The sequence below is a fragment of the Olivibacter sp. SA151 genome, from assembly GCF_054130995.1.
In genome coordinates this window covers 3,316,883-3,341,103 of the sequence record NZ_CP096391.1, presented here as the reverse complement: position 1 = coordinate 3,341,103, position 24,221 = coordinate 3,316,883, and the positions used below count along the sequence as shown (strand labels likewise).

Below are 24,221 nucleotides of genomic sequence, written 5' to 3'. Positions count from 1 at the left end.
AACTAACAGCTAACAACTAACAACTAGCTAATAATGGCTTTAAATTACGTTTGGATAGCCTTCTTTTTAATTGCTTTTGTTGTCGCGCTTTTTAAGCTGATTTTTCTTGGAGACCAGGAGATTTTTCAGGCGATTGTAAATGGAACTTTCGATACGGCAAAGACAGGAGCCGAGATTTCCCTGGGCCTGATCGGTTTAATGTCTTTTTGGCTAGGCATCATGAAAATTGGCGAAAAGGGTGGCATGATTAATATTTTTGCTCGTTTAGTAGGGCCTTTTTTTAATAAACTTTTTCCAGAGATTCCTAAAAATCACCCGGCGTTGGGTTCGGTTTTGATGAATTTCTCGGCTAATATGTTGGGCCTTGATAATGCGGCGACACCGGTAGGTCTAAAGGCTATGAAAGAACTACAGGAACTGAACCCAAATAAAGATACGGCAAGCAATGCGCAAATCATGTTTTTAGTATTGAATGCGTCAAGTTTGACACTCTTGCCAATTACCATCATGGCTTACCGGAAGGAAGCAGGAGCTATAGATCCGTCCGATGTGTTCATTCCCATCCTGCTGGCAACCTTCTTTTCTACTTTGGTCGGTTTGGTAGTGACCGCTATTTATCAGCGTATTAACCTGTTCAATAAAGTTATCATAGCTTATGTGGGCGGTCTGACAATCTTGATCGGCGGACTCTTGTACTACTTTTCCACGCTGAGCCAGGAAGAAATCAATGCTATATCGCAGGTTGCAAGCAATGTCATTCTCTTCACGGTAATTATTTCATTCATTGCCCTAGCCTTCTATCGCAAAGTGAATGTTTTTGAATCATTTATCGAGGGGGCTAAAGAGGGTTTTGAAGTTGCTATAAAAATTATCCCCTATTTAGTAGGGATTTTGGTAGCTGTAGGAGTTTTTCGAGCATCCGGTGCGATGGACTACCTGGTTCAGGGCGTCAATGCAATTGTTAGCGGGGCGGGTTTGGATACGCGCTTTGTGGAGGCGCTTCCTGTCGCTTTTATGAAACCAATGAGCGGAAGCGGTGCGCGTGGATTGATGATTGATTTAATGCATGCCAAAGGTGCCGATGATTTTGCGTCGCGCGTGGCTTGTGTCATTCAAGGAAGTACGGAAACAACTTTTTATGTGTTAGCAGTATACTTCGGATCAGTGGCCATTAAAAGAACGCGACATGCTTTACCTGCTGCTCTCTTAGCCGAACTCGCAGGGATAATTGCAGCCATTATTATCGCTTACATCTTTTTTGGATAGTAAAAAGTAAAAAGTAAAAAGTAAAAAGTAAAAAGTAAAAAGTAAAAAGTAAATTTTCACTAACAACTAACAACTAACAACTAACAACTAACAACTAACAACTAACAACTAACAACGAATAACTAACAACTAGCATGGCGGAAGTAAATGTAACAGTTACCATCGGAAAGGAACGGTATAAAACAGAAGTCAGCAATGGACGAAATATCGTAATAGCGGATGAACCGGAGTCTATGGGAGGTACTGATCAGGGATTAGGACCGAAGGAATTGTTACTTTCGAGTTTAGGTTCTTGTACGGCTATTACATTAAGGATGTACGCCGATCGAAAGCAATGGGATTTGCAGGAAGTCATCATAACGGTAAAAATGGAGGTAGTACCAAGCAGTCATCAGCAAACGACTTACATAAAAAATCATATTAAATTGATTGGCAATTTGGATGATGACCAACGGCAACGGCTGCTTCAGATTGCGGAGCTCTGCCCGGTACATAAAATATTATCAAATCCAATCGTAGTTGACAGTAATTTGGTCCCCTAATAGTTACGTGGTTAAGTGGGGGAATAGTTAAGTAGTTAAATGGATTGTATTGGAGCCCCTGGCGGGGGCGAATTTTGATTTTTGGCTTTTGAATTATTACGTTTGCGCGTGCAAGCTTAAACTTGGAATATGACTGATATGGCAATGAAGGAACAGTATTCTCCGTACGTGAGCATTACGCGAGACGAATGGAAATTACTGAACGGATCACTGAATTTCTCTCTTTCAAATGAGGATATTGGAAGGTTACATGCGCTGAATGAGCCATTAAATATGGAAGAGATTCAGGAAGTTTATTTCCCGCTTTGTCATCTCCTGAATATCCATATTGACCACGCACATAAGCTTTACGACGCTGAAAATGCTTACTTGAACAGCGGACGCAAACGCTCGCCCTTTATTATTGGTATAGCAGGCAGCGTGGCGGCGGGTAAGAGCACCACCGCACGCGTATTACAAAAGGTCTTGTCTTTATGGCCCGATAAGCCAAATGTCGCTTTAGTAACCACTGATGGCTTTTTATATCCCAATAGTGTGTTGGAACAACGCGGAATAATGAATCGAAAAGGCTTTCCGGAAAGTTATGATACGAAGAAGTTAATCAATTTTCTGGCGGATGTGAAGGCGGGCAAGGAAAGCCTTCAAGTGCCTATTTATTCGCATCTTGAATATGATGTGATACCGGATCAAATGCAGGAGATTTATAATCCCGATATTGTCATTGTAGAGGGGATCAATGTCTTACAAGTAAATTTGAGCGAAAAACACAAAGGACCGCAGGTTTTCGTGTCTGATTTTTTTGATTACTCCATTTACGTGCATGCCAACGAAAAAAACTTACTCGAATGGTATGTGTCTCGATTCAGACAATTGCAAACAACTGCTTTCCGGAATCCTAATTCCTATTTTCATAGATACGCCAGTCTTTCCGAAGAAGAAGCTATCGCGCGAGCAAATAGCATTTGGGATCTCATCAATAAACCAAACCTTATTAAAAACATACTACCGACGCGCTTTCGCGCTAATCTTATATTGGAAAAGGGAAGCAATCATTTCGTGACAGGCGTCAAATTACGGAAGGTGTAGTTGTCGGTTGCGAGCATGAATGATGAGTGATGAGTAAAGAGTGAATCGGCAGACAAGCTTCAGAGCATTATCACATTGGTTAATTATTGATCTCAGCTTTACATTAGGCTTTAAGCTATAAGCTATAAGCAGTATGCTTAAGCTCGTACAAACCGATCATCACATTGGCTCATCGGCTAATTGGCTAATCATCACATTGGCTAATCATCACATTGGCTAATTCCCAATTTTTAGTACTTCATTTAGCACAATGTTTTTGATAAACTGCGATTGCGTTTTTCCCAAATTGGTTAAGGTGAACTGTACCTTATATTTGACAACATCCTTTTGTACAGCCAATACCTTTAATTTCATACTATTTTCGAGTACTTCATTGCTGTGTTTGTTAAGCAGATCATTAAGACGCTTTTTGAGGTCCTCCCGGTCCATGGTATGGTTAATGGCTAATTCAAATTCAACGCTCACCTTGCGGGAGTTCTGAAAAGACTGGTTGACAATGTTTGTCGTAAAAACAAAGTTATTGGGAACCATGACAATATCATCATCATCATTATTGATAACAATATTAACCAGGGTGATGTCAATAATTTGCCCTTGGTACTCGCCGATCTTAACATAATCACCCAATGTCAATTGATCAGAAAACATGATAATTAAACCACTGATCATATTCGTGATGTAATCCTTAAAAATAAGGGCTATAGCCGCTGCAACGATGGTGATACTGGTTAGGAAATCTCTGGGGTTGATTCCAAAGGCCAACATCAGACTAAAAATAATGACGACGGCGTTGAGCACCGAGGCAATGCGGTTAATACCTAATACGAAGCTACCGCGCGAACTGGTATGAAAGTAAAGAGAGCGTCGTTTATACCAAGACAAGAGGATGATTCGGACAGTTGAAATGATGATATTACTGGATAGAAAGACATTCAAAGCATACACCAATCGTTGTAAAACCCTCTTGTCGTTATAGTAGGACTCATACTCTATTAAAGTGTATGTTATCGGAATGAATACAAGGATTTTGATTACCAGTATGAGCAAGTCTTTTTTCAGATGAATGCTACGTTGTATATATTCTTGTTGACTATTCATATTTTCAATGATGTATCTTTTTTTGCAGATCGCGTTGAAAACTAGCCGGCAGCTTGCCGGTATGTTTTTTAAAAAATCGAGTGAAGTAAGCAGGATCTTCAAAGCCGATTTTCCAGCCCACTTCGCGAATCGGGAGCTGCGTCCAAAACAGAAGGCGTTTCGCCTCCAGCACACGCCGTTCATCAATAACCGTTTTAGCGTTTGTCCCTGTCATTTCTTTAACTACATCATTCAAATGGCCTGCCGAGATAAACAATTTAGATGCATAATCAGCAACTTTCGTATGGCTAAGAAAGTCTTTTTCCACTAAAGCTATAAATTGACGCATTAAGGTACTATAGCGCTTCCGACCGGTGATATGGGTATGCGGACTGACATAGCTTTCTGTTTTTTCCAACAGCGCCAGTAAAAGTTGAGCTACAACCGCTCTATTCTGTTTAAAGAGTGTATATTCTTCCTCGATTAATGCAACAAAAGCCAAAATTCGTTCAAGTTCATGTTTCTTTAAGGATAACAGATTACTGCTAAACAGCTGTTCCCAGTGATTGTCTGCCGAATAAGAAAATAGAAAGTCGCCTTTAAAGGTAACCAAGTACATTTCCGCATTACCCGGGTCAACTTCATAATGAACCTGTCCGGGGCGCATAAATAATAGCGCAGCATCTTTCGCTTCATATTCTTTGAAATCGATAAATTGACGCGTCGTTCCTTGACAAAGAATGATCAAGGTATAATGATCGTGCCGATGCGGAGCCGTGGTTTTTTCATAGCGGTCGTGACCGTAGCTTAATCTTTTGATATCGAATTCGTCCGAATATCCTTCACCGGTACTCGGTACATTATATATCGGAATGTTCTGCTTTACCATTTTTAAGCTAGTTTTACAGTGCAAAGTTATTAAAATCCATGAAAAGTACCATTAATACCTTGTTTTGTTATGAAGGAGCTACCGCTCTAAACTTACATTTGTACAACAAAGAAGAAGTTACCCAAAGGTATCGCTTGTTTGTTCTCTCGATCTGCGGCAGATAGGAAGAGATCGGTAAATGCTAATTGCTTGTTTATGGCGGATATACCCGATGTCTCAATCTCACTACGTTAGGTTTGAGTTGGCATTAAGAAATATTAAGACAAAAAGATGCAAGGAGAAAATCAATTAGTCGAATTACACGTAACCGGCATGCATTGTAATAATTGTGCGCTCTCCGTACATAAAATGTTGGAGAAAAAAGGTTACCAAAACGTTTTCGTGAGTTTTGCAAATGAGGAAGTAAAATTTACAGCCGATAAGGGACTGAACGTAAATAATGTAATACAAGATATTGAAGGTTTAGGTTTCAAGGTGCAGCAGGAAGAACAGGGCTTTGTGAAAGAAGGTTTTTTAGAAAAAATAGAACATAAATTTATTTTTAGTCTATTGTTTACTTTGCCGCTTTTCCTGCACATGTTTTTACCTTTTCATTGGCTGCATAACCCCTATGTTCAATTGAGTTTATGTCTTCCTGTATTTATTTTAGGATGTGCTTATTTTGGAAAAAGTGCTATTAATTCAATTAAGGCAGGTGTGCCCAATATGGATGTCCTGATATTTGTTGGTTCTACGTCGGCATTTATCTACAGTATAATAGGTACTTTGTTGGGCTTAGGGCCTAATTATATGTTCTACGAAACAACAGCTACCATCATTACGCTTGTACTTTTAGGAAATGTATTTGAAAAGCGATCGGTAACACAAACGACTTCGGCCGTCAAAGATCTGATGAAAATCCAGGTCGACAGCGCCGTCCGTATTGTAAACGGTCAAGCCGAACGCGTCGATATAAATCAATTAAAAATTGGTGATACCTTATTAGTCAATGAAGGCGACAAGATACCGACCGATGGTGATATTGTATGGGGAGAAGCATCTGTGAACGAGTCGATGTTAACTGGCGAAAGCATTCCGGTTGAAAAGGGAAAATATGATGCGGTTATTGGTGGAACCATACTTGAACGAGGTAGCATTCGAATGCTGGTGACGAAAGTGGGTAACAAAACGGTGTTGGCACAAATCATTGATTTAATGAAAAGAGCGCAGGCCGCAAAGCCACCCATACAACGCTTAGGTGATAAGGTGGCGGCGATTTTTGTACCGGTGGTAATTGGCATCGCATTATTAACGTTTGTCCTGGCATATTTTGCCTTTGATATAGGTTTCCGTCAAGCCCTATTAAATGCCATTGCTGTGATGGTAATCTCCTGTCCTTGTGCCATGGGGTTAGCCACACCAACCGCAGTGATGGTTGGCCTGGGAAGAAGTGCTAAACAAGGTGTGCTTATAAAGGGCGGTGATACGGTAGAAGAAATGACCAATTTAAAATATATGGTGTTCGACAAGACGGGGACATTAAGCACCGGCAAGTTCAAGATAAGGGACATAAAAAGCGAGCTGAGTGATATAGAGACCGCGACGCTGATCCATGGTTTAGAAAGCTATTCGAACCATCCGATCGCCAAGTCACTTGTTAATGCATTTGCCAACCGGGAAAAGAGAAAGATCGTTTTTACACAGGTAAAGGAAGAAAAAGGATTAGGGATAAAAGCGATGGATAGTGAAGGGCACCGCTATCAAATTGGCTCAAAACAGCTTGTAGAAGATAGCAAGGAACTTGGCAACTATGATGTATTTTTATTGAGAGATGACGAGCTGGTTGTCAGAATCGCAATCGAGGATGAAATTAAAGCAGGAGCAAAAGAGCTTGTACAGACTTTGAAGGGACAGCAGATAATACCGGTCATTTTAAGTGGTGACAGAAAAGAGAAATGCGACGCACTTGCGGCGTCGATAGGAATTACAGAAGTTTATGCCGAAAAGTTACCCCATGAAAAATTAGAATTGATTGAGTCATTAAAGCAAGGAGGTAAAGTAGCAATGGTTGGAGATGGTATTAACGATGGTCCGGCGCTTACAACAGCCGATGTAGGCGTCTCTTTAGGCGATGCAAGTCAGGTCGCCATCCAATCTGCCAAAGTAGTATTGTTGAACAACGATTTGCAATCGATCACGACTTTACTTAAGATAGGTAAGCATACGTTGCTTACGATCAAACAGAACCTTTTCTGGGCATTTTTTTATAATATTTTTGCAATCCCTTTGGCCGCATTTGGTTTTTTAAGTCCGATGTTAGCAGCACTAGCCATGGCTTGCTCGGATGTAGTGGTAATTGGTAATTCCATCCGATTGAAGTTTAAAAAGCTATAAGCGAATGCCAAATAAAAATGCCCCAGTGTTTCACTGAGGCATTTTTATTAATTAAACATTCCTTTTACTTTATCGATGATACTATCCCCTCCCCCTTCACTATTTCCCAATAAGGATTGCATGTCGAAGTTGCCATTTAATAGGCCTTCAGCTTTGCCTTTTAATGCATCAGGTAAATTGTTGTTTACATAATCGAGCACAACTGAAGTTGCTTTTTGCGCTAATTCGGGGGAAAGACCTACTTTCTGAATCAGCTCGTTTACTAATTTTTCCATGCCTTTTGTTTTAATGTTGTCAATAGTTTTTTGAAAACATTTGAGGAGCTTATTTGTTTGCTCTCATTACATTATTGGCTAGCTATATTTATCGATTATATGCGCTACCTGTTTCAGGTAACTTCCTCCGAAGACATTGGCATGGAACAATAGAATATAGAGATTCCATAAATCGATTCGTTTCTTCCAATCCTTCTCCAAGGGAAAAACTTCTTGATAAGCGTCATAGAAAACTTGATCGAATCCACCAAAAAGTTGCGTTAATGCAAGGTCCATTTCGCGATGCCCGTAATAAACTGCCGGATCGATCAGGAAAGGTACTCCTGCTTGATTGACCATATAATTTCCATTCCAAAGGTCTCCGTGTAATAAAGCGGGCGGTTCAGTGGGAAAAAGAGAAGGCAGTCGCTGGAAGAGTTGTTCGAATTTATGATGTAATATGTTGTCTATCAGCCCCTTTGATTCACTTCGTTCCAGTTGTTTTTTTAAACGCTCTTCAATGAAAAAATCTGACCAGGATATATGCGGTCGATTATATTGAGGTAATGAACCTAGATAATTGTCGTATTCTAAACCAAAATAATCGTGGCTGTTTTTATGGACAAAAGCGAGCATGCGGCCTAGATTCGCTTGTGCGTTCTTACTATTATCGCCTTTTTCTATCCATGGCATAAGCAAAAAAGCATCCCTATTGAATTGACCTGCTATCAGCAGCTCCGGTACTACGGCTCCGCCCACACGTTTTAGCAGCTTTAAGCCTTCCCGCTCCAATACAAATATATTCGGCAGGGTATCGGCATCATTGATTTTAATAAAAAAAGATTCCCGGTGCCCCTGGATTTGATAGCTTCGATGGATATCACCTCCGGATACCGGTAACATATGGAGGATTTGAAAGCTAGTGCCGATCAACTTACTTATGACTTCCTCTAAGTTTTTTATAAAATCAACCGATAAAAACATTTTTTGAACTTGTTGAATAAACCTATGGATAAATGTATGTAAAAAGGAGAAAATAAGGTAGGGGTTTTAAATTTTATGTGATTTTGATAGTTTTAAAAGAACCTTTTCTTTGTCACTTTTATTCGTTATTGTTTGTTTTAAAAGGTACTCATGCTACTTCGTGGTTTCCGCAAAAAGTGACGCAAAAACTCGTCGCTTGGAAATTTGCTACAAACGGTAGCGCATCAAGGTGCAGACCGCAAATTTCCTAGGCGACATTTTCCAAAGCCAACGAATGATGCGTTTAACCAGACGTATCATTTCTTCAGCCCTAAATATAGCCCTGTGCGTGGGGAAAATCGGCCTTGGAGGATACCGAAGCAACGAGCAGCAAAGCATGTGCACCATCGTTCATATCGCAATATCCAAGCGGATTGAGGAAGTGAAACGGCTCCAATACGCGCCATGAATGCTTTGCAATCAGGTGCAAGGCAGCCTGCAGAGCCTTGATTGTTTGGTTCTTTATCATCAAGGATAAAGAACATTATATTAAATGAAAAATTATTTAAAATAAACGTTCTTTTTTGTAAGACACGGTTTTGCCGGAGAAAAAGTAAAAGAGATGGTAAATATTCTGGTTAATAATTTATCTTTGCCGTTTAATACGCATTATTGCCTACATGAAGCACATTCGCAATTTTTGTATCATTGCACATATCGATCACGGGAAGAGCACCTTGGCAGATCGCTTATTGGAGTACACCAATACTATCACACAGAGAGAGGCGCAGGCGCAGCTCTTGGACGATATGGATTTGGAACGTGAGCGTGGAATTACGATTAAGAGCCATGCCATCCAAATGAATTATAATTATGATGGACAGGACTATGTTCTTAACCTGATTGATACACCCGGGCACGTCGATTTTTCTTACGAAGTGTCCCGTTCGATTGCCGCCTGTGAAGGAGCTTTGCTGATTGTGGACGCTTCCCAAGGGATTCAGGCACAAACGATCTCCAACCTGTATTTGGCTTTGGAACACGATTTGGAAATCATTCCCATTCTGAATAAGATGGATTTACCGGGAGCAATGCCCGAGGAGGTAAAGGATCAGATTGTGGATTTGATCGGTGGAAAACGCGAAGATATTATTCCTGCGTCGGGAAAGACAGGGATGGGTGTTTCAGACATCCTTCGGGCAATTGTTGAGCGCGTACCGGCACCCGTAGGTGATCCGGATGGCCCCCTCCAAGCCTTAATTTTTGACTCCGTCTTTAACTCCTTTCGCGGAATTATGGCTTATTTCAAGGTAGAAAACGGGGAAATTAGAAAGAATGATAAGGTCAAATTTATCGCAACAGGTAAAGAATATACGGCCGATGAAATAGGAACGCTGAAACTCAACCAGGTGCCGAAAGACGTTATTCGTACGGGAGATGTAGGATATATTATCTCCGGTATAAAAGAGGCACGTGAAGTTAAAGTGGGTGATACAATTACCCATGTAAACCGTCCGAGCAAAGAGGCAATCAAAGGATTCGAAGAGGTTAAGCCCATGGTTTTTGCCGGAATTTATCCGGTAGATACGGAAGATTTCGAAGAGTTAAGAGAGAGCATGCACCGATTGCAGCTGAATGACGCTTCTCTCGTATTTGAACCCGAATCATCAGCTGCCCTTGGTTTCGGTTTCCGATGCGGTTTCTTGGGAATGCTCCATATGGAAATTATTCAGGAACGTTTGGAACGGGAGTTTGATATGACTGTTATCACAACGGTTCCAAACGTTTCCTACATTGCTCATACGACCAAAGATGGTGAGATAAAGGTAAACAACCCCTCTGATTTGCCTGATCCCAGTAAATTAGAATTTGTAGAAGAACCTTTTATCAAAGCTAATATCATTACCAAGTCGGAGTTTGTCGGACCTGTTATGTCACTCTGTATCCAAAAAAGAGGAGTTATTATTAACCAGAGTTATTTAACTGCGGATCGTGTAGAATTGGTATTTGAAATGCCAATGGGTGAGATTGTATTTGATTTCTACGATAAACTGAAAACCATTTCGAAAGGGTATGCCTCATTTGACTACCATCAAATTGGCTATAGACAATCGGATTTGGTTAAATTAGACATTCGATTAAACGGAGAACCGGTAGATGCGCTCTCTTCGCTTATTCACCGAAGCAATGCCTACGAGTTCGGAAAAAAGATTTGTGAGAAATTGAAAGAGCTTTTACCAAGGCAGCAATTTGAGATTGCCATCCAAGCGTCTATAGGAGCTAAGGTTATCGCGCGGGAGAATGTACGTGCCTTGCGAAAAGATGTAACGGCTAAATGTTACGGAGGGGATATTTCACGTAAGCGCAAGCTGTTGGAAAAGCAGAAAAAAGGTAAGAAAAGAATGCGCCAGGTTGGAAATGTGGAAATTCCTCAATCGGCCTTTATGGCGGTGTTGAAATTAGATTAATCTTTGGTTATTTGTTGTTCGTTATGAGTTATTAGCTGTGTAATTAACTGCATTATAACCAATAACGAATAACCGATAACTTATAACTAATAAGAAATGCAATTACTAGACGGTAAACTTGTATCTGAGAAGATTAAACAGGATATTGCTCGGGAAGCGGCAGAGTTTTTGACTTCAAACGGTCGGAAACCGCATTTGGTGGCGATTTTAGTAGGCCATGACGGTGGTAGTGAAACTTACGTAGCCAGTAAGATGAGAAATTGCCAGCAAGTTGGTTTCGAATCCACTAATATTCGCTATGAAGATGATATTACACAAGAGGAACTCATTAAGAAAATAAAAGAGCTCAACCAAGATGAGGCGGTTGATGGTATTATTGTGCAACTTCCTTTACCGAAGCATATTGATCCGGAAGTGGTGACCGAAGCTATCGATCACCGTAAGGATGTGGATGGCTTCCATCCGGTTAATTTAGGAAGGATGCAGCGGAACCTTCCCTGTTTCATTCCTGCTACTCCCTACGGCATTATGCTTATGTTAGACCATTACGGCATTCAAACTGCGGGTATGCATGCGGTAGTTGTAGGAAGAAGCAATATTGTTGGGAGTCCGATGAGCATTCTATTGGCACGTAACGCACAGCCCGGCAATTGTACCGTGACATTGACACATAGCCGTACTAAGAATTTAAAAGAAGAAATTTTACGTGCTGACTTAATTGTCGCCGCTATTGGTAAAAAGAATTTTGTTACAGCAGATATGGTGAAAGAAGGTGCTATCATCATTGATGTGGGAATCAATCGGGAAGTAAGCACGTTGACAAAATCCGGCTATAAACTGTTTGGAGATGTCGATTTTGAGCAGGTAGCGTCTAAGGCTTCTTATATCACACCCGTACCCGGAGGTGTTGGCTTAATGACGATTATTGGATTGTTGAAAAATACACTTGCAGCAGCTAAGAAAGAGGTTTATCGTTATTAGTTGTTCGTATTAGCTATTAGTTGTTAGTTATTAGTTGTTGGTTATTAGTTATTAGTGGTCGGTTGATCGTTGTTACGAAAAAAACTGTAGAAAAAATAGGACCATTTAACAACTCGACTATTTGACAACCAACCATAACAATTCAACTATTTAACAACTATATGTTAATATTAGTAGTAACGGGTTCTATAAACAATCTGGCATTTTTATTGTTATGTCTGAAAATGTAAACAAAAACAATTTATTCAAATGAAAAAATTAAGTTTATTAGCTGCCTTGGCGTTGGCATTTACATTCGCGGCCTGCAATAATTCCTCCAATAGTGGTGAAGGTACTTCGGATACGATTGTTGCCGATACAACTACACTTGGCGAGCACATAGATCAGGGCATTGACAGTATGAAAGAAGCTGGAGAAGAAGCAAAAAGTGATATTAATGCTGCTGCAGATGAGGCAAAGGCGGATGCTAAGACGACCGGAGAAAATATTAAAAACGACCTGAACGCTGCGAAGGAAGATGTAGGCGACGCTGCTAAAGCTGCCGGAACGGATATTAAGAATGCAGCAAATAAAGTAGCCGACAAGACGAAGGAAGGTTATAATAATATCAAGGAAAGCTTGAAAAAGGATAGTACAAAGAAATAATCGGTATTTTACATTTATAACCAATCTATGGGGCACTGATTCAGTGCCCCATTTTATTTACATAAACGCGTCAACTTCGCGATAGGCTTCAATTAACCGTTGTTCGCCGTCCTTGCCGCTGCCGGAGACACCATGTTCCATTCCGACAACACCTTTATAACCCTTCTCGTAAAGGTATTTGAATATGTTTTTATAGTTGATTTCGCCCGTAGTTGGCTCCTTTCTGCCGGGGTTATCTCCCGTTTGTATATAAGCAATTTCGCTCCAGGTGCGTTCCATATTCGCTATTAAATCGCCTTCATTCCGTTGCATGTGATATATATCATACAGTATTTTACAAGAGGGGCTATTTACCGCACGACAAATAAGATAGGTTTGGTTGGAAGTACGCAAAAATAAATCGGGTGTATCGCTCAAGGGTTCCAGCACCATGACGATGCCATGCGGTTCAAGTATTTCTGCGCCCTTCCGTAGCGCGTCGATAACGTGTGCTGTTTGCATATCCAGTGATAGATTTCTTGCAAAATCGCCCGGCACAACAGTAGTAAACTTGCCGCCGCATCTTTTTGATATCTCCACCGCTTCATGACAACCCTTTAAGAAGATGTCGATGTGGTCTTTTTTTCCCGCAGCCAAGGTGTTTGCACCGTTTCCGCCCTTATTTAAGACGAATACTCCCATTGCCATGCCCAATTTTGCTAATAAATTACCTATTTTTTCCTGTTCCTGCGGCGATCTACCCGACATACCATTGTCTTCAATACCCCGAAAGCCTTGATCGTACATAAACTGAATCTGATCTAAAAAATTATTGCCTGCCAGATTCTTAAACATACCATCGTGTGGTCCATAATTTAGATTGAAGGTTTTTGCGGCTTTGTTAACCGTTTGCGTGGACGCGTTGCTTGTTAGCGAACTACCGGCAACCAGTGCGCCTGTAGCCATTAATCCTTTCTGTAAAAATTCGCTTCTTTTCATCTTTTTTGTGTCAAGTATCGGGTATCAGGTATCAAGCATGATGTCCTTCTCCCTTGTTTTGTTCTTAGATCTTTTTCCTATGTCTATAATTAATCCTGTGTCTTCTATCTTTTATCTTATGTCTATGGTTCCCTTTGTCTTATGTCTTCTATCTATATCCTTTATCTTCCTCTACCAAAAATTGCTTAAATCCATTGGTCATGGTATCCAGCACATTTCCTTGCTGATCATGATAAATAATATACGCTTCCAGTGAAGGGCGTTTTGTTACAAAATTAAGGGCATCTGTTAAACTCATCGCCATTACCGCATTATCATAGCCATCAGCGGTTATTGCATCCTCTGCATAAAGCGTAACACTTATTAGTTCGTTATCCAGTGGAAAGCCCGTACGCGGATCAATAAGATGCGAAATTTTTTTGGATCCGTTTTGTTTGAACTTTCGATAGTTCCCCGAGGTGGTGATAGCGCCTTGACTTAGTGCTACGACATGTCGAATAATCGGTTCATCGTTATTTTCGGCAGGACCTTCGATGCCAATTTTCATAGCACTACCATCTTTCTTTTTGCCATGAATACGCAGTTCTCCCCCTATTTCGACAATAAATGATTTTATTCCTTTTTCTACCAGGTAATTTGCCACTTTGTCGACACTATATCCTTGGGCAATGCCATTCACATCTATCTTAACACAGGGCCTTGCCTTATGGAGGAAATTTCCTTTCAATTTTAATTTAGTATAACCAATGCACTTTTTAATAGCGGCAATTTCCAAGCTATCGGGGTAATGCGTTATTGCCTCATGGCCAAAACCCCAGGCTTCTACTAGCGGGCCTACGGTAACGTCAAATAAACCCTCGGTTTCCTGAGCTATTTGTAGTGATTTTTCGATAACCTTGCGAAAATCAGCGTCAATGGATATCCCTTTTTCACTGTTGTTAAATTGGCTAATCAGCGAGTAAGGTTTGTAGATCGACATGGAGCTATCAATGCCTGCCAGTAGGCTATCAATACTTTCTTTTCGAATACTAGGTAAAGGACTGTAGTACGTGATTTGATAGCTAGTACCTTGAGCATAGCCCGTTATCCAATGTTTATCTTCTTCGAGGGAAGGTTCGGAGAAAGAGCAAAACAAGCATAGCGTAAACAGGGAAAAAGAAAGCTTTTGCCAAGTATTAGTCGTGCTTGTTTCGCTCATAAGATGCCTATATTATGCTTTTTCCCAGTGAAATAATCCCGGTTGAGCTACAGGATAAAGGCCATTTTCATCCGGTAATATTTTTGGCTTAGCATCCCAAGCTAGCGTTTCGGGCATGAGGGAATTGTTGGCGTTTAATGCATCGTCCCATTTTATTACTTGACCGGAATAAGTAGCATAACGCCCAATAATGCCGGTAAGGGTGCTTTTAGCGCCATATTCCGCATCCCAATGCTTATACTCCCCTTTACTGATCGTTTCGAACAACTCATCGTGTTCTGTTTGATAGGGATTTGCCTGGCCTTTTGTTGGGTGATTAAACAGTAAGTTGCCTTGATGATCCCACAGTTTACCTGTGTTTCCCGCTGATAAATAGGCCTTTCCTTTCGTACCAAAGAAAGTTTCATCTACTCGGTTCTGCGTTCCTTCGAAATGCCGGCATTGACTGTAAATAACCGAACCATCAGCATAAGTAAGTTCAATCGAATGATTATCATAAATTTCACCGTATTCTTTTCCGGTACGCCAAGCCCGGCTTCCTGTACCCTGTATAGATACCGGATAAGAACCTTTAACCCAGTTCGCAATATCGATATTGTGAACATGCTGTTCTACTATATGATCGCCGCAGAGCCAGTTAAAATAAAACCAGTTACGCATTTGATATTCCATTTCAGTTTGTTCCGGCTTGCGCGGTCGTACCCACACCCCTCCACTATTCCAGTAAACCTGGCCGCCTACAATGTCGCCTATTTCACCGGCATGTATACGTTTAATTGCCTCTCTATAATTTTTTTGATAGCGGCGTTGTAGCCCGACAACGACATTTAGTTTTTTCTTCTTTGCTTCTTCAGCAGCTGCCAGTACTTTCCTCACACCAGGTGCGTCGACGGCTACCGGTTTTTCCATAAATACGTGTTTTCCCTGTCTGATGGCTTCTTCGAAATGAGTCGGCCTAAAGCCAGGTGAAGTAGCAAGGATAACAACATCCGCCAAGGCAATGGCCTTAGCATATGCATCAAAACCGACGAATTTATGATCTTCCGGTACATTGACCTTTTCTTTGAACTTTTCTGAAAGATCTTTGAAACTGTTATCCAGTTGATCCCTAAATGCATCGGCCATAGCGACAAGTTGAATGTTGAATTTGGTTGAAAGTGCCTGAGAGGCTGCTCCTGTGCCTCGTCCACCACATCCAACCAACGCAATCTTAATGGTATCATTTACGGAAGAATGTCCCATGAACGGAATGCTACTTAACATCGTGCTGCCGGCAATGACAGCGGAGGTTTTTAAGAAATCCCGGCGCTGTTGATGAAGATTTAATTTATTCATTTCGGTTTATTGTTTGTTATTATATCTGTTAATTGATTATTTATCTGGTATAGGCGCTTGGTTGTAGTAAGCTTCAATTTCGGCTTTAGCAGGCTGGACAGCGGGTCGTACCAAGCGAAAACCGACAAAAGGTGCTTCCGGAAACCACCAATTGCTTTTTGGTATCTGTGGATCCAATTGTTTCCAGGCCGGATCGGAAGCAAAGCGAGCTGCCGAGCGCAATGCAGCCGCTTCGTCGTCGTAGGCGCCGCCACGTACGCTGTGGGGATATAACTTAGTTGGTTTATTTACCGGGTTTTTAGCCGGTGACGACGCATAGAACTGCTCATCATATTGATCGTAGGTCCATTCCGATACATTGCCATGCATATCATATAATCCCCATGCATTTGGCTTCTTCTCTCCTACCTTATGTGTCGTTCCATTGCTGTTGTCCGTAAACCATGCATATTCGCTCAGCTTGCTCGCGTCATCTCCAAAAGTATAGCTTCCTGTACTACCGGCCCTGCAAGCATACTCCCACTCTGCTTCAGTAGGTAGTCGATAGAATACCCCGGTTCGTTCATAGAGCCATTTACAAAATTGTATGGCATTATAGTGGGTCATGGCGATTGCCGGATGTCCCTCTTTACCCATGCCAAAAGTCATGTCTAAGTAAGGTTTTGTAGGACGGGTAACGGCATCTACATTGGCCGGAACTTTTCCATCTATGCTTTGGGTCACTTCGTAATCCTTATAAAGGAAAGGTTCGAAAAGATCCCAAGTAACCTCGTAAACACCTATCCAAAAGGCATCTAAGGATACTTCGTGAACAGGCTTTTCATCAGGATTTCCATTTTCGCTTCCCATTTTAAAATCTCCTTTTGGAATGGCCTTCATCGGAAAGCTAAGTTTGGTTCCGTTGATGGCTTGCGTATAGTCTGCTACTTCTTGGGCGGAAAGAGTGAAACTTGTGAATGTTAGAATGGATAAAATGGCAAGTTTTCTATTCATTTGTTGTTTTAATTGGCTCTGCTTAATTAGTTTTGCATTGATTAGTCCACTAAATAAGTCATATTTTGGAAGATATACAAGAGTTATATGAAATAATTGTGTATGCTGAACACTTTCGGTTACATGCAATCGGTTGTATAGGTTAGGTTCAACACAATGCGACCGAATAACTGTTAATAAGTTGATTCGAAAATATAAAGGATATGCCCAACTTTAAAATAAAACGCATTTATGATGAACCCGATAAATCGGATGGTTATCGGATTTTGGTTGATCGGCTATGGCCACGAGGTATTAAAAAAGAACGTGCGCAAATTGATGAATGGTTGAAAAATTTAGCACCTTCAACGGACTTGAGGAAACGTTATCATCAAGATGCGGAAAGTTGGGATGAATTTAAAAGAGATTATTATCGAGAGATCAGTGGCAATAATGAATCAAAAGAAATCATTAACGAGTTAAAGAGGCATGAAGTGATTACCTTGCTTTATGCTGCTCATAATAAAGAACATAACAATGCAAAAGCCTTAAAGGAATATTTAGAGGCCTATTTTTGAAAAAATATTTGTCTAAAATGTGTAGGAAATAAAAGATTTTATTAGCTTTGCATCGCTTTTAGGGAGCATGCCTCGGTAGCTCAGTTGGATAGAGCAACGGTTTTCTAAACCGTGGGTCAGGGGTTCGAATCCCTTCCGGGGTACATAAGGTCTCAGTGAAAACTGAGACTTTTGTCATTTAAAAGGGATGCGAACAGAAGGGTCGGTCGGGTTCGAACACTTTCTCGGCGGGCCGAGTGCGGGCCAACAGGGACGCCGACAATCCCTTCCGGGGTACATAAGGTCTCAGTGAAAACTGAGACCTTTTTCGTTTAGCAGGGATGCGGACAGAAAGATTATAGATTACACATCGCCTGAAGTTGGAGATTTTCGTCTATGTGTTATTTCCTGAAAACTAAAAGATTTGCCCGATTTTCTTTCCCTACCCCTTCACTTAAATTCCTTAATAAATGCAGTAGCGATGCATCTTTATACACGTGATAACAAGATAATAGCGCGCTGTATAGATCATAAGGATAATAGACGGAAAAATGACCGCCATCATCAACATCCAGGCTAATAGCTTTATCGGTAATTTGTTTAAACGGCCATATCGAACCAGGCTCGACAAAACCTGCAAGGTATTTAATGGATTCTAATATATTTTTAGAATTTCCATTGTCCGTATTGTAATGCCATAAGTCAATGCCAACTTTACTACCGACCTTTGCCAAGGTTATCAACGCATGCACATTATACAAACTGTAATCGTAGGATTTAGTGCGGTTCAGTTCGTATATCTGCCGACCCATTGAATCGATCTGGGTATCAAAAAACTTTTTGCTGTCGCTAACTATTTTTGTCGCTAGTTGGTTATCGCCGGTGTATAAAGCATAATAAGCCGTTTGGGCAGCATACCAAGTTCCGTGATTGTTTTTCTCCTTCCCTTCCTCTTTTCCAATTTCACTGGTTAACAGCCAATTCAAAAAGGTATTGAACCATACTTTCAGTTCCCTTCTTTCTGCTTCTTGGAACACATCAGCCCCTTGAAGCATCTCTTGAGCATCAATCACCAGTATGAACCATCTCGAATCAATAATGCCTGTGGGCGTGCCCACTTCTACACCTGGTTTACACTGACCAAAATTCAAGTTGGGATTCATTTTGGTTTTAGGATTTAAGAACCACGTCCTAATCAATTCAGCGGATTTTTGTGCATATCTTTTATCTTTTGTAAAATGATAAGCAAGTGCCAATGTATGAACTGAGACCGACATTTTGCGAAGCAATGGTTTATCAGACACTTTTTCGGTTTCGGGGTTTGTCTCTCCATCTTTGGTGATATACGATAAACTATCTTTAGCGTTCGGATTAGGCCAACTGTACGGCGACCAACTGTAATAATCATGTATATCTTTACTGGCTGGCATGGGCGGATTATCTGTCACCGACAAGGCCTGAACTTTTAGCGTCAGATCCGCATCCGCTATGAGCCGCTTTAAAGAGGCAACCTTCGATTGTTCAAGTGCCTCGTCTACTATTTTTTTTATATTCGTAGTCTCTTGAGTAAAAGCAAGGACATGGTAGAGGAAACAAAGAATACATAATAATAATTTTCTAGCAAGATGCATTGCGTTGTTATTTAAATTCGTAATTTATTTTTTCGCCCACCACACGGGGATGGTGTACATGGTTGTTGCATTAATATTTGAAGGCGTATTGGGATTTCTGCTCACCTCCGAATTTGGATAGGGTAATCTTTTTACCGTCCCCTTTGGATTATTCATCAATGGAAAGCCAGTCCTCCGATAATCGTTAAACGCTTCAAATGGTTGGTATAGCCAGAAAGCAAGATATTTTTGACAGATGATATTTTCGAATGTTAAATCTTGCGGCGGCGGAAGCACTGTTGGCTTTAATAAATACTTCTCAACTTCAGGAGCAGAAACGCCAGCTCTGCTCATCGCTGCCTGAATGCCTCTCTTGTATGCAGCAAGCGCATCTATATTATTGTTTAATCTAAGTTGCGCTTCAGCTTCGATGAATTTCACTTCATCAAATGTAAGCAAGGGTTGGTGTGCTGCACCGAATAGTACATTCACCCTTGAAGGTTGGGAATATATCAGGTGGCCTTGGTCAAAAGTACTGGTTCCGCTTGGTGCACCAACTACTTTCTCACCAATTTTAGAGAACCACTTTTCCGATCTTGGATCTTCGACCAAAGTACCGGAAAATCCTTCCATGACTTTTAACACGGTTGAAGATACAGCAAACAATTCCTGTGAATTCTGGATGCCTGACCAAGGATTGTCATAGGCAGTCCCATCACTATATCTTTTAAAAATAAACCCTTCATTTTGATTGACAAAAGATTTTGCTGCCGCGGCGATAGCTAATGTTGCGGATCCCTGGGGATCGATTATACTTTGGCGGTTATACAACCTAGCTTTTAATCCATAGGCGGTTTTCTTCCAAAGTGTAACATCTCCTCCGAATATCAGATCTAACTCCATAGGATTACTGCCTGAGGTATCGTCTAAATTTACGATCGCTTCATCTAATAAATTAATAATAAATTTGTATATCTCCTCTTGTGCATCGAATTTGGGCGTTCTATTTTTACTTCCTAAAACCGCCTCACTTAACGGCACGTCGCCATACATATCTGTAAGCTGACTGACATCATGGGCATATAATACTTGAGCAATACCAAGGTAAATGAGGCTACCTTCAGTTTTGGCTTTTTCCATCAACCTGTTCAGATCATTTAATCCATAATAAACACGTGTCCAAAGCGACTCATTTACATCTGGCGGATCAATGGTATTCAACCGAACGCTCGTAGTATGTTCTACATAGGTAGATACCCCTTTAGCGGTATAGCCACCAGCGATGGCATAAACCGTGTTCATGGTTACCTGAGGTAAAAGCTGCTTCAACGGCACGTCGGTTGGAGCATTTGGATTGGTGTCTATTTTATTTAATTCCATTTCTGAGCAAGAATTCAAAAATACAATCAATAGACCTGCAATAGCTATATTTTTCATCTTTTTAATTGTTTTTTAGCGATGATGAAGCCCTGCCTACCGCAGGCAGGTATCAGACTTATTCATTCCCCTTTGTGGTTTGAATAAACCACGATGGTCTCATATTCATAAAGTTCGATCTTAGTTTAAAAAGTTACCCTCACCCCTCCACCAAAACTCATCACCTGAGGATAAGCCATGTACTCCTCCCCTTGCGCATTACCTATTCCACTGTTTAGTTCCGGATCAAAGTAAGGGAGTTTAGCGCTTAGCCAGAGGTTGCGTCCCGTTAAATACACACTAGCATTAGCAATACTGGTTTTCTTTATCCACTTCGCGGGCAGGTCATAGGCAAGGCGAACTTCTCTCAATCTGACAAATGTAGCATCGTACACACTCGCTTCTATGATCGGGTCCTGGTTTACCCGGTAAAAAGTCTCCCCTTTAACGATGTTTATGTCATTGGGACCTACCAGGTTCAATTGTCCACTGGCATCAAAATACCCCTTGCTGCCGGGGAAAATGTAGTCTGACGTACGATCTTCAGTCTCAATCAAACTGCCATATAGTTTGCCCAAACGGTTGCTGCCAGATGAGATTTTACCACCCTTTCTCCAATCAATCTGCACAGATAAAGACAAATTCTTGTAGTTAAACTGGTTTACAAACCCAAATTCAAAATCCGGCACGACACTGCCCAAAATGATCTCTTCATTAGATCGTAATGGCATTCCATAGGTTGAATTTACACTTCCGTTCGCTAATTTTTCTCTCGAATCGACGACAACGTTACCTTTGCTATCTCTGACATAACCAAAACCACGAAGAGATGGATAAGACTGTCCAACTTCCGCAACGATCGTCGCACGTGACCCTCCCAATTCTAAACGGGCGATTCCGTCAGCCAGACTGATAACTTTATTAATATATGAGGTGAAGTTTGTTGTTAGCGTATAGCTAAAGTTATTGGTTTGTATCGGTCTCGTAGTTAATACAATTTCATGGCCTTTTACAGACATTTGCCCGGCATTCCTAAGTTCAGAAGCGTAACCTGTTGAGGTAGCAACAGGCACTCGAAAGATCTGCCCACTTGATTTAGATTGGTAGTAGGTGTAATCCAGACCTATTCTATTCCTCAAAAATCTGAGATCCAAACCAAACTCGATAGTTCGCGTGTTTTCAGGTTTTAAATCACTGCTGATTAGGGTTTTATCGATTGTGAATCCGGTAATACCCTCAAATGGGAACATAAAAGAGCCGGATTGATCACCACTGTCTGCTGTGCCATTAACGAAAACGGAATTCGCTACATAGATCGGTCCGACCTGCCCAACCTCTGCCATACTTGCCCGGATCTTTCCAAAGTCAAGTATGCCGAGTTTTGATGTTTGAAACAGTTCTGTAAAGGCAAAAGCTAAGCCAACCGAAGGATAAAAGAATGAACGATTGCCTTGTTGCATATTTGACGCGATATCATTTCTACCTGTTGCATTAAAATAAAGCATCTCTTTCCAAGCGAGTGATAAATTTCCATAAAAGCCAACAATACGTTGTCTTTCAATAGTCTGCGCGGTCCGCTGTGTAGATGTATTAGAAATATGATCGAAACCACCGATGATGATATCGGTACCTGTTACTGAAAGGCTCTTTTCTTTCCTGTCAAAAACTTCGTTTCCCGCTAAAAAGTTGATATGGAAATCCTCTCCCAGCTGTTTATCGAACGTAACATTGAAGTTCGAGTTAAAATGACGTGAAGTTCGCATATGGTCTAGTATGCTGCCGCCACTCGGTGGCGTCGTTCTTCCTCCAGTGAATCCTGATCCGAGTGAATAAACTTGTTTCGCATCCGTTTGGCCATAATCTAAACCTATCCTGTAAGTGAAGGAAAGCCAATCAATCGGTTTATAGTCTAGAAGCACATTACCAAAAGTTCTTAAGGAAGTGGCCCGGTTGGAATTATTTTGTATAGACCAATAAATATTATCATGCGATGTCCTAAAATTGATTTGGTTATATGGATCATCTGAACGCGCGATTGGCTTGCCTTTTAAATGATAAGTTACCGGTGAAAAGTAGGCGGCATTTAACACACCGGAATTACCGCCTCCATCTACAATAGAAGAAGTATTCGAAGAGGTGAGGTTTATGGTTGTACTTACCGTAAACTTAGGGGTTAGATCGTAATCTGCGGCCACATTTACCGTATATCTTTTATAACCCGAGTTCATAACGACCCCATCTTGGTTGCTATGCCCCACACCAAGCAGCATATTTCCTTTTTCAATGCGTTTGGCGATCTGTAGGTCCATGTTGTACGTTTTTCCGGTTTGAAAAAAATCACGGGCATTATCATAAACTGCTGCTACTTCTGGTTGCCCTAACTGATTGGTATAGACGCCCATTTCATCGATTCTTGGACCCCATGAATTGGCATCAAAGGGCCCGAACTTTCCAGCTGAACCTTGACCATACGTAGTTTGCAGTTTCGGATATCTAGTGACGTTATCAAAGTTTACGCCCGACTCAAAGGTAATACTCGGTTTGCCTAAGGCATTTGATTCGCCACGTTTGGTAGTAATGATCACTACGCCGTTTGAGGCTCGGAGGCCATATAAAGCTGCCGCTGTGGGCCCTTTCAATACACTTAATGATTCGATTTCATTCGGATTGATATCGATAATTCTCCCGGAAATAGGAAGCCCATCTACTACATATAATGGCTCGTTGCTACCCGTCATCGACCTGCTTCCTCTGATATTAATTGCTGGTGTGTTTCCGGGCGAACCGCTTGATTGCCTGATCATAACCCCCGCAACTTTGCCTTGTAGGCCATTTAAAACATTGGGATTCCCTACTTTCGAAACAGCATCACCTCCCACCTCTTGTACAGCGTAACTTAGTGCTTTTTCTTTCACTTTTATGCCAAATGCTGTAACTACTACTTCATCTAATCCTTGAGATGATTCTTGCAACACAACTTCCAGCACTGTTTTGGATTCGACAGGTATGTCCTGCGAAATGTATCCAATACAAGAAAAGGACAAAACCGGGTTTTGTGTTGAATAAGCTATGTTGAATTTACCATCTTCACCCGTAACCACACCACCTGGCTCGCCCTTTACACGAACATTAACGCCAGGCAAACCTACACCTTTATCATCTCGAACATTACCTGAAATAGTAGATTGTGTACGGCTATTCCTGGAAAGTAGGCTAACGACCTTATCCGTCAATGAAGGTTCTTTCTTCTTTATTGATATGGACTTTCCGGTAATGTTGTATTCCAGTGCCAGCCCTTTAAGGGCTACATTAAGTGTTTCTTCAATACTTTTTTTAGATACTACGATGTTAATGTGCTGCTGTTGGGCAAGCACATCAGTATCGTAGTAAAAATTATAACCGCTTTGTTTTCGGATTTCTCTAAAAACACTTTCCAACGAAGCTTTTTTTAAATTCATAGTGATTTGCTGGCCGAATGTGGAGGCACTCACCTGCATGAGGGAGACTATTAATAGCACGATGGTTAATCGCATAGTCAAGGCTAATTTATGGATATAAGGTCCAAAGTAAGACCCAAAACCAGGTTTATTGATAAATAATTGGTACATTTG

20 protein-coding genes and 1 tRNA gene are annotated in these 24,221 nt (G+C 41.1%); 9 read left to right on the top strand and 12 right to left on the bottom strand.

Features of this window, described 5'->3' with window-relative positions; translation table 11 throughout:
* Nucleotides 1-33 precede the first annotated feature (33 nt).
* From M1D52_RS13825 to coaA, 3 genes are all read left to right on the top strand, one after another.
* Nucleotides 34-1,266: a nucleoside recognition domain-containing protein gene (locus tag M1D52_RS13825; RefSeq protein WP_013666698.1), complete on the top strand. Its 1,233-nt coding sequence runs from the start codon at nt 34-36 to the stop codon at nt 1,264-1,266.
* 134 nt (nt 1,267-1,400) lie between these two features.
* A complete protein-coding gene (locus M1D52_RS13820; RefSeq protein WP_437392822.1) occupies nt 1,401-1,808 on the top strand; it encodes an OsmC family protein in 408 nt (135 codons plus the stop codon).
* A gap of 129 nt (nt 1,809-1,937) precedes the next feature.
* A complete protein-coding gene (coaA, locus tag M1D52_RS13815) occupies nt 1,938-2,894 on the top strand; it encodes a type I pantothenate kinase (protein WP_437392821.1) in 957 nt (318 codons plus the stop codon).
* Nucleotides 2,895-3,110: 216 nt separating this feature from the next.
* Here coaA and M1D52_RS13810 read toward each other — a convergent pair whose 3' ends face one another.
* On the bottom strand, nt 3,111-3,992 hold the full coding sequence (locus tag M1D52_RS13810; RefSeq protein ID WP_013666701.1) for a mechanosensitive ion channel family protein: 882 nt from the start codon (nt 3,990-3,992) through the stop codon (nt 3,111-3,113).
* Between the two features lie 4 nt (nt 3,993-3,996).
* Nucleotides 3,997-4,860, bottom strand: a complete 864-nt coding sequence (locus M1D52_RS13805; protein ID WP_437392820.1) for a helix-turn-helix domain-containing protein — start codon at nt 4,858-4,860, stop codon at nt 3,997-3,999.
* 270 nt (nt 4,861-5,130) lie between these two features.
* On the opposite strand from M1D52_RS13805, the gene M1D52_RS13800 reads away from it, so the two are divergent.
* Nucleotides 5,131-7,233: a heavy metal translocating P-type ATPase gene (locus M1D52_RS13800; RefSeq protein ID WP_437392819.1), complete on the top strand. Its 2,103-nt coding sequence runs from the start codon at nt 5,131-5,133 to the stop codon at nt 7,231-7,233.
* Between the two features lie 47 nt (nt 7,234-7,280).
* On the opposite strand, the gene M1D52_RS13795 is transcribed toward M1D52_RS13800, so the two are convergent.
* The 3 genes from M1D52_RS13795 to M1D52_RS13785 form a co-directional block, all read right to left on the bottom strand.
* Complete coding sequence (locus M1D52_RS13795; protein ID WP_013666704.1) at nt 7,281-7,508, bottom strand: hypothetical protein; 228 nt, start codon at nt 7,506-7,508, stop codon at nt 7,281-7,283.
* 78 nt (nt 7,509-7,586) lie between these two features.
* Entirely contained in the window at nt 7,587-8,471 is an 885-nt protein-coding gene (locus M1D52_RS13790) for a fructosamine kinase family protein (protein WP_437360606.1), read from the bottom strand.
* Nucleotides 8,472-8,781: 310 nt separating this feature from the next.
* Nucleotides 8,782-8,979, bottom strand: a complete 198-nt coding sequence (locus tag M1D52_RS13785) for a hypothetical protein (RefSeq protein ID WP_437360608.1) — start codon at nt 8,977-8,979, stop codon at nt 8,782-8,784.
* Nucleotides 8,980-9,130: 151 nt separating this feature from the next.
* Here M1D52_RS13785 and lepA point away from each other — a divergent pair, with 151 nt between their 5' ends.
* The 3 genes from lepA to M1D52_RS13770 all read left to right on the top strand — a co-directional run bounded on the left by lepA (nt 9,131) and on the right by M1D52_RS13770 (nt 12,544).
* Nucleotides 9,131-10,918, top strand: coding sequence for a translation elongation factor 4 (gene lepA / locus M1D52_RS13780; RefSeq protein ID WP_013666706.1), 1,788 nt, complete (start codon nt 9,131-9,133; stop codon nt 10,916-10,918).
* Between the two features lie 96 nt (nt 10,919-11,014).
* Entirely contained in the window at nt 11,015-11,899 is an 885-nt protein-coding gene (locus M1D52_RS13775; protein ID WP_437360610.1) for a bifunctional 5,10-methylenetetrahydrofolate dehydrogenase/5,10-methenyltetrahydrofolate cyclohydrolase, read from the top strand.
* 249 nt (nt 11,900-12,148) lie between these two features.
* Complete coding sequence (locus M1D52_RS13770) at nt 12,149-12,544, top strand: hypothetical protein (RefSeq protein WP_437360612.1); 396 nt, start codon at nt 12,149-12,151, stop codon at nt 12,542-12,544.
* A gap of 57 nt (nt 12,545-12,601) precedes the next feature.
* On the opposite strand, the gene M1D52_RS13765 is transcribed toward M1D52_RS13770, so the two are convergent.
* The 4 genes from M1D52_RS13765 to M1D52_RS13750 all read right to left on the bottom strand — a co-directional run bounded on the left by M1D52_RS13765 (nt 12,602) and on the right by M1D52_RS13750 (nt 17,048).
* A complete protein-coding gene (locus M1D52_RS13765) occupies nt 12,602-13,522 on the bottom strand; it encodes a hydroxypyruvate isomerase family protein (RefSeq protein WP_013666709.1) in 921 nt (306 codons plus the stop codon).
* Between the two features lie 148 nt (nt 13,523-13,670).
* Entirely contained in the window at nt 13,671-14,720 is a 1,050-nt protein-coding gene (locus tag M1D52_RS13760; RefSeq protein ID WP_437392818.1) for an FAD:protein FMN transferase, read from the bottom strand.
* A gap of 12 nt (nt 14,721-14,732) precedes the next feature.
* On the bottom strand, nt 14,733-16,055 hold the full coding sequence (locus M1D52_RS13755) for a Gfo/Idh/MocA family protein (protein WP_013666711.1): 1,323 nt from the start codon (nt 16,053-16,055) through the stop codon (nt 14,733-14,735).
* A gap of 36 nt (nt 16,056-16,091) precedes the next feature.
* Nucleotides 16,092-17,048 carry a formylglycine-generating enzyme family protein gene (locus M1D52_RS13750; protein ID WP_013666712.1) on the bottom strand — a complete coding sequence of 319 codons (957 nt, stop codon included), beginning with the start codon at nt 17,046-17,048 and terminating at the stop codon, nt 16,092-16,094.
* A gap of 203 nt (nt 17,049-17,251) precedes the next feature.
* Here M1D52_RS13750 and M1D52_RS13745 point away from each other — a divergent pair, with 203 nt between their 5' ends.
* Together M1D52_RS13745 and M1D52_RS13740 are read left to right on the top strand one after the other, a co-directional pair.
* Nucleotides 17,252-17,605, top strand: coding sequence for a DUF488 domain-containing protein (locus M1D52_RS13745; protein WP_437392817.1), 354 nt, complete (start codon nt 17,252-17,254; stop codon nt 17,603-17,605).
* 69 nt (nt 17,606-17,674) lie between these two features.
* Nucleotides 17,675-17,748 (top strand) — tRNA-Arg (locus M1D52_RS13740).
* A 237-nt stretch (nt 17,749-17,985) separates the two neighbouring features.
* Here the strand turns inward: M1D52_RS13740 and M1D52_RS13735 are convergent.
* The 3 genes from M1D52_RS13735 to M1D52_RS13725 all read right to left on the bottom strand — a co-directional run bounded on the left by M1D52_RS13735 (nt 17,986) and on the right by M1D52_RS13725 (nt 24,218).
* Nucleotides 17,986-19,215, bottom strand: a complete 1,230-nt coding sequence (locus tag M1D52_RS13735; protein ID WP_437392816.1) for an alginate lyase family protein — start codon at nt 19,213-19,215, stop codon at nt 17,986-17,988.
* A 24-nt stretch (nt 19,216-19,239) separates the two neighbouring features.
* Nucleotides 19,240-20,631: a SusD/RagB family nutrient-binding outer membrane lipoprotein gene (locus tag M1D52_RS13730; protein ID WP_437392815.1), complete on the bottom strand. Its 1,392-nt coding sequence runs from the start codon at nt 20,629-20,631 to the stop codon at nt 19,240-19,242.
* Between the two features lie 125 nt (nt 20,632-20,756).
* Nucleotides 20,757-24,218, bottom strand: coding sequence for a SusC/RagA family TonB-linked outer membrane protein (locus M1D52_RS13725; protein ID WP_437392814.1), 3,462 nt, complete (start codon nt 24,216-24,218; stop codon nt 20,757-20,759).
* Between the last annotated feature and the right edge of the window lie 3 nt (nt 24,219-24,221).

Coding starts and splice junctions, on each gene's coding strand:
- M1D52_RS13775 (WP_437360610.1), top strand. CDS start 11,015: ATGCAATTACTAGACGGTAAACTTGTATCTGAGAAGATTAAACAGGAT.
- M1D52_RS13805 (WP_437392820.1), bottom strand. CDS start 4,860: ATGGTAAAGCAGAACATTCCGATATATAATGTACCGAGTACCGGTGAA.
- M1D52_RS13800 (WP_437392819.1), top strand. CDS start 5,131: ATGCAAGGAGAAAATCAATTAGTCGAATTACACGTAACCGGCATGCAT.
- M1D52_RS13735 (WP_437392816.1), bottom strand. CDS start 19,215: ATGCATCTTGCTAGAAAATTATTATTATGTATTCTTTGTTTCCTCTAC.
- M1D52_RS13725 (WP_437392814.1), bottom strand. CDS start 24,218: ATGTACCAATTATTTATCAATAAACCTGGTTTTGGGTCTTACTTTGGA.
- M1D52_RS13760 (WP_437392818.1), bottom strand. CDS start 14,720: ATGAGCGAAACAAGCACGACTAATACTTGGCAAAAGCTTTCTTTTTCC.
- M1D52_RS13790 (WP_437360606.1), bottom strand. CDS start 8,471: ATGTTTTTATCGGTTGATTTTATAAAAAACTTAGAGGAAGTCATAAGT.
- M1D52_RS13795 (WP_013666704.1), bottom strand. CDS start 7,508: ATGGAAAAATTAGTAAACGAGCTGATTCAGAAAGTAGGTCTTTCCCCC.
- M1D52_RS13810 (WP_013666701.1), bottom strand. CDS start 3,992: ATGAATAGTCAACAAGAATATATACAACGTAGCATTCATCTGAAAAAA.
- M1D52_RS13825 (WP_013666698.1), top strand. CDS start 34: ATGGCTTTAAATTACGTTTGGATAGCCTTCTTTTTAATTGCTTTTGTT.
- M1D52_RS13730 (WP_437392815.1), bottom strand. CDS start 20,631: ATGAAAAATATAGCTATTGCAGGTCTATTGATTGTATTTTTGAATTCT.
- M1D52_RS13750 (WP_013666712.1), bottom strand. CDS start 17,048: ATGAATAGAAAACTTGCCATTTTATCCATTCTAACATTCACAAGTTTC.
- M1D52_RS13770 (WP_437360612.1), top strand. CDS start 12,149: ATGAAAAAATTAAGTTTATTAGCTGCCTTGGCGTTGGCATTTACATTC.
- M1D52_RS13755 (WP_013666711.1), bottom strand. CDS start 16,055: ATGAATAAATTAAATCTTCATCAACAGCGCCGGGATTTCTTAAAAACC.
- coaA (WP_437392821.1), top strand. CDS start 1,938: ATGACTGATATGGCAATGAAGGAACAGTATTCTCCGTACGTGAGCATT.
- M1D52_RS13785 (WP_437360608.1), bottom strand. CDS start 8,979: ATGATAAAGAACCAAACAATCAAGGCTCTGCAGGCTGCCTTGCACCTG.
- M1D52_RS13745 (WP_437392817.1), top strand. CDS start 17,252: ATGCCCAACTTTAAAATAAAACGCATTTATGATGAACCCGATAAATCG.
- lepA (WP_013666706.1), top strand. CDS start 9,131: ATGAAGCACATTCGCAATTTTTGTATCATTGCACATATCGATCACGGG.
- M1D52_RS13820 (WP_437392822.1), top strand. CDS start 1,401: ATGGCGGAAGTAAATGTAACAGTTACCATCGGAAAGGAACGGTATAAA.
- M1D52_RS13765 (WP_013666709.1), bottom strand. CDS start 13,522: ATGAAAAGAAGCGAATTTTTACAGAAAGGATTAATGGCTACAGGCGCA.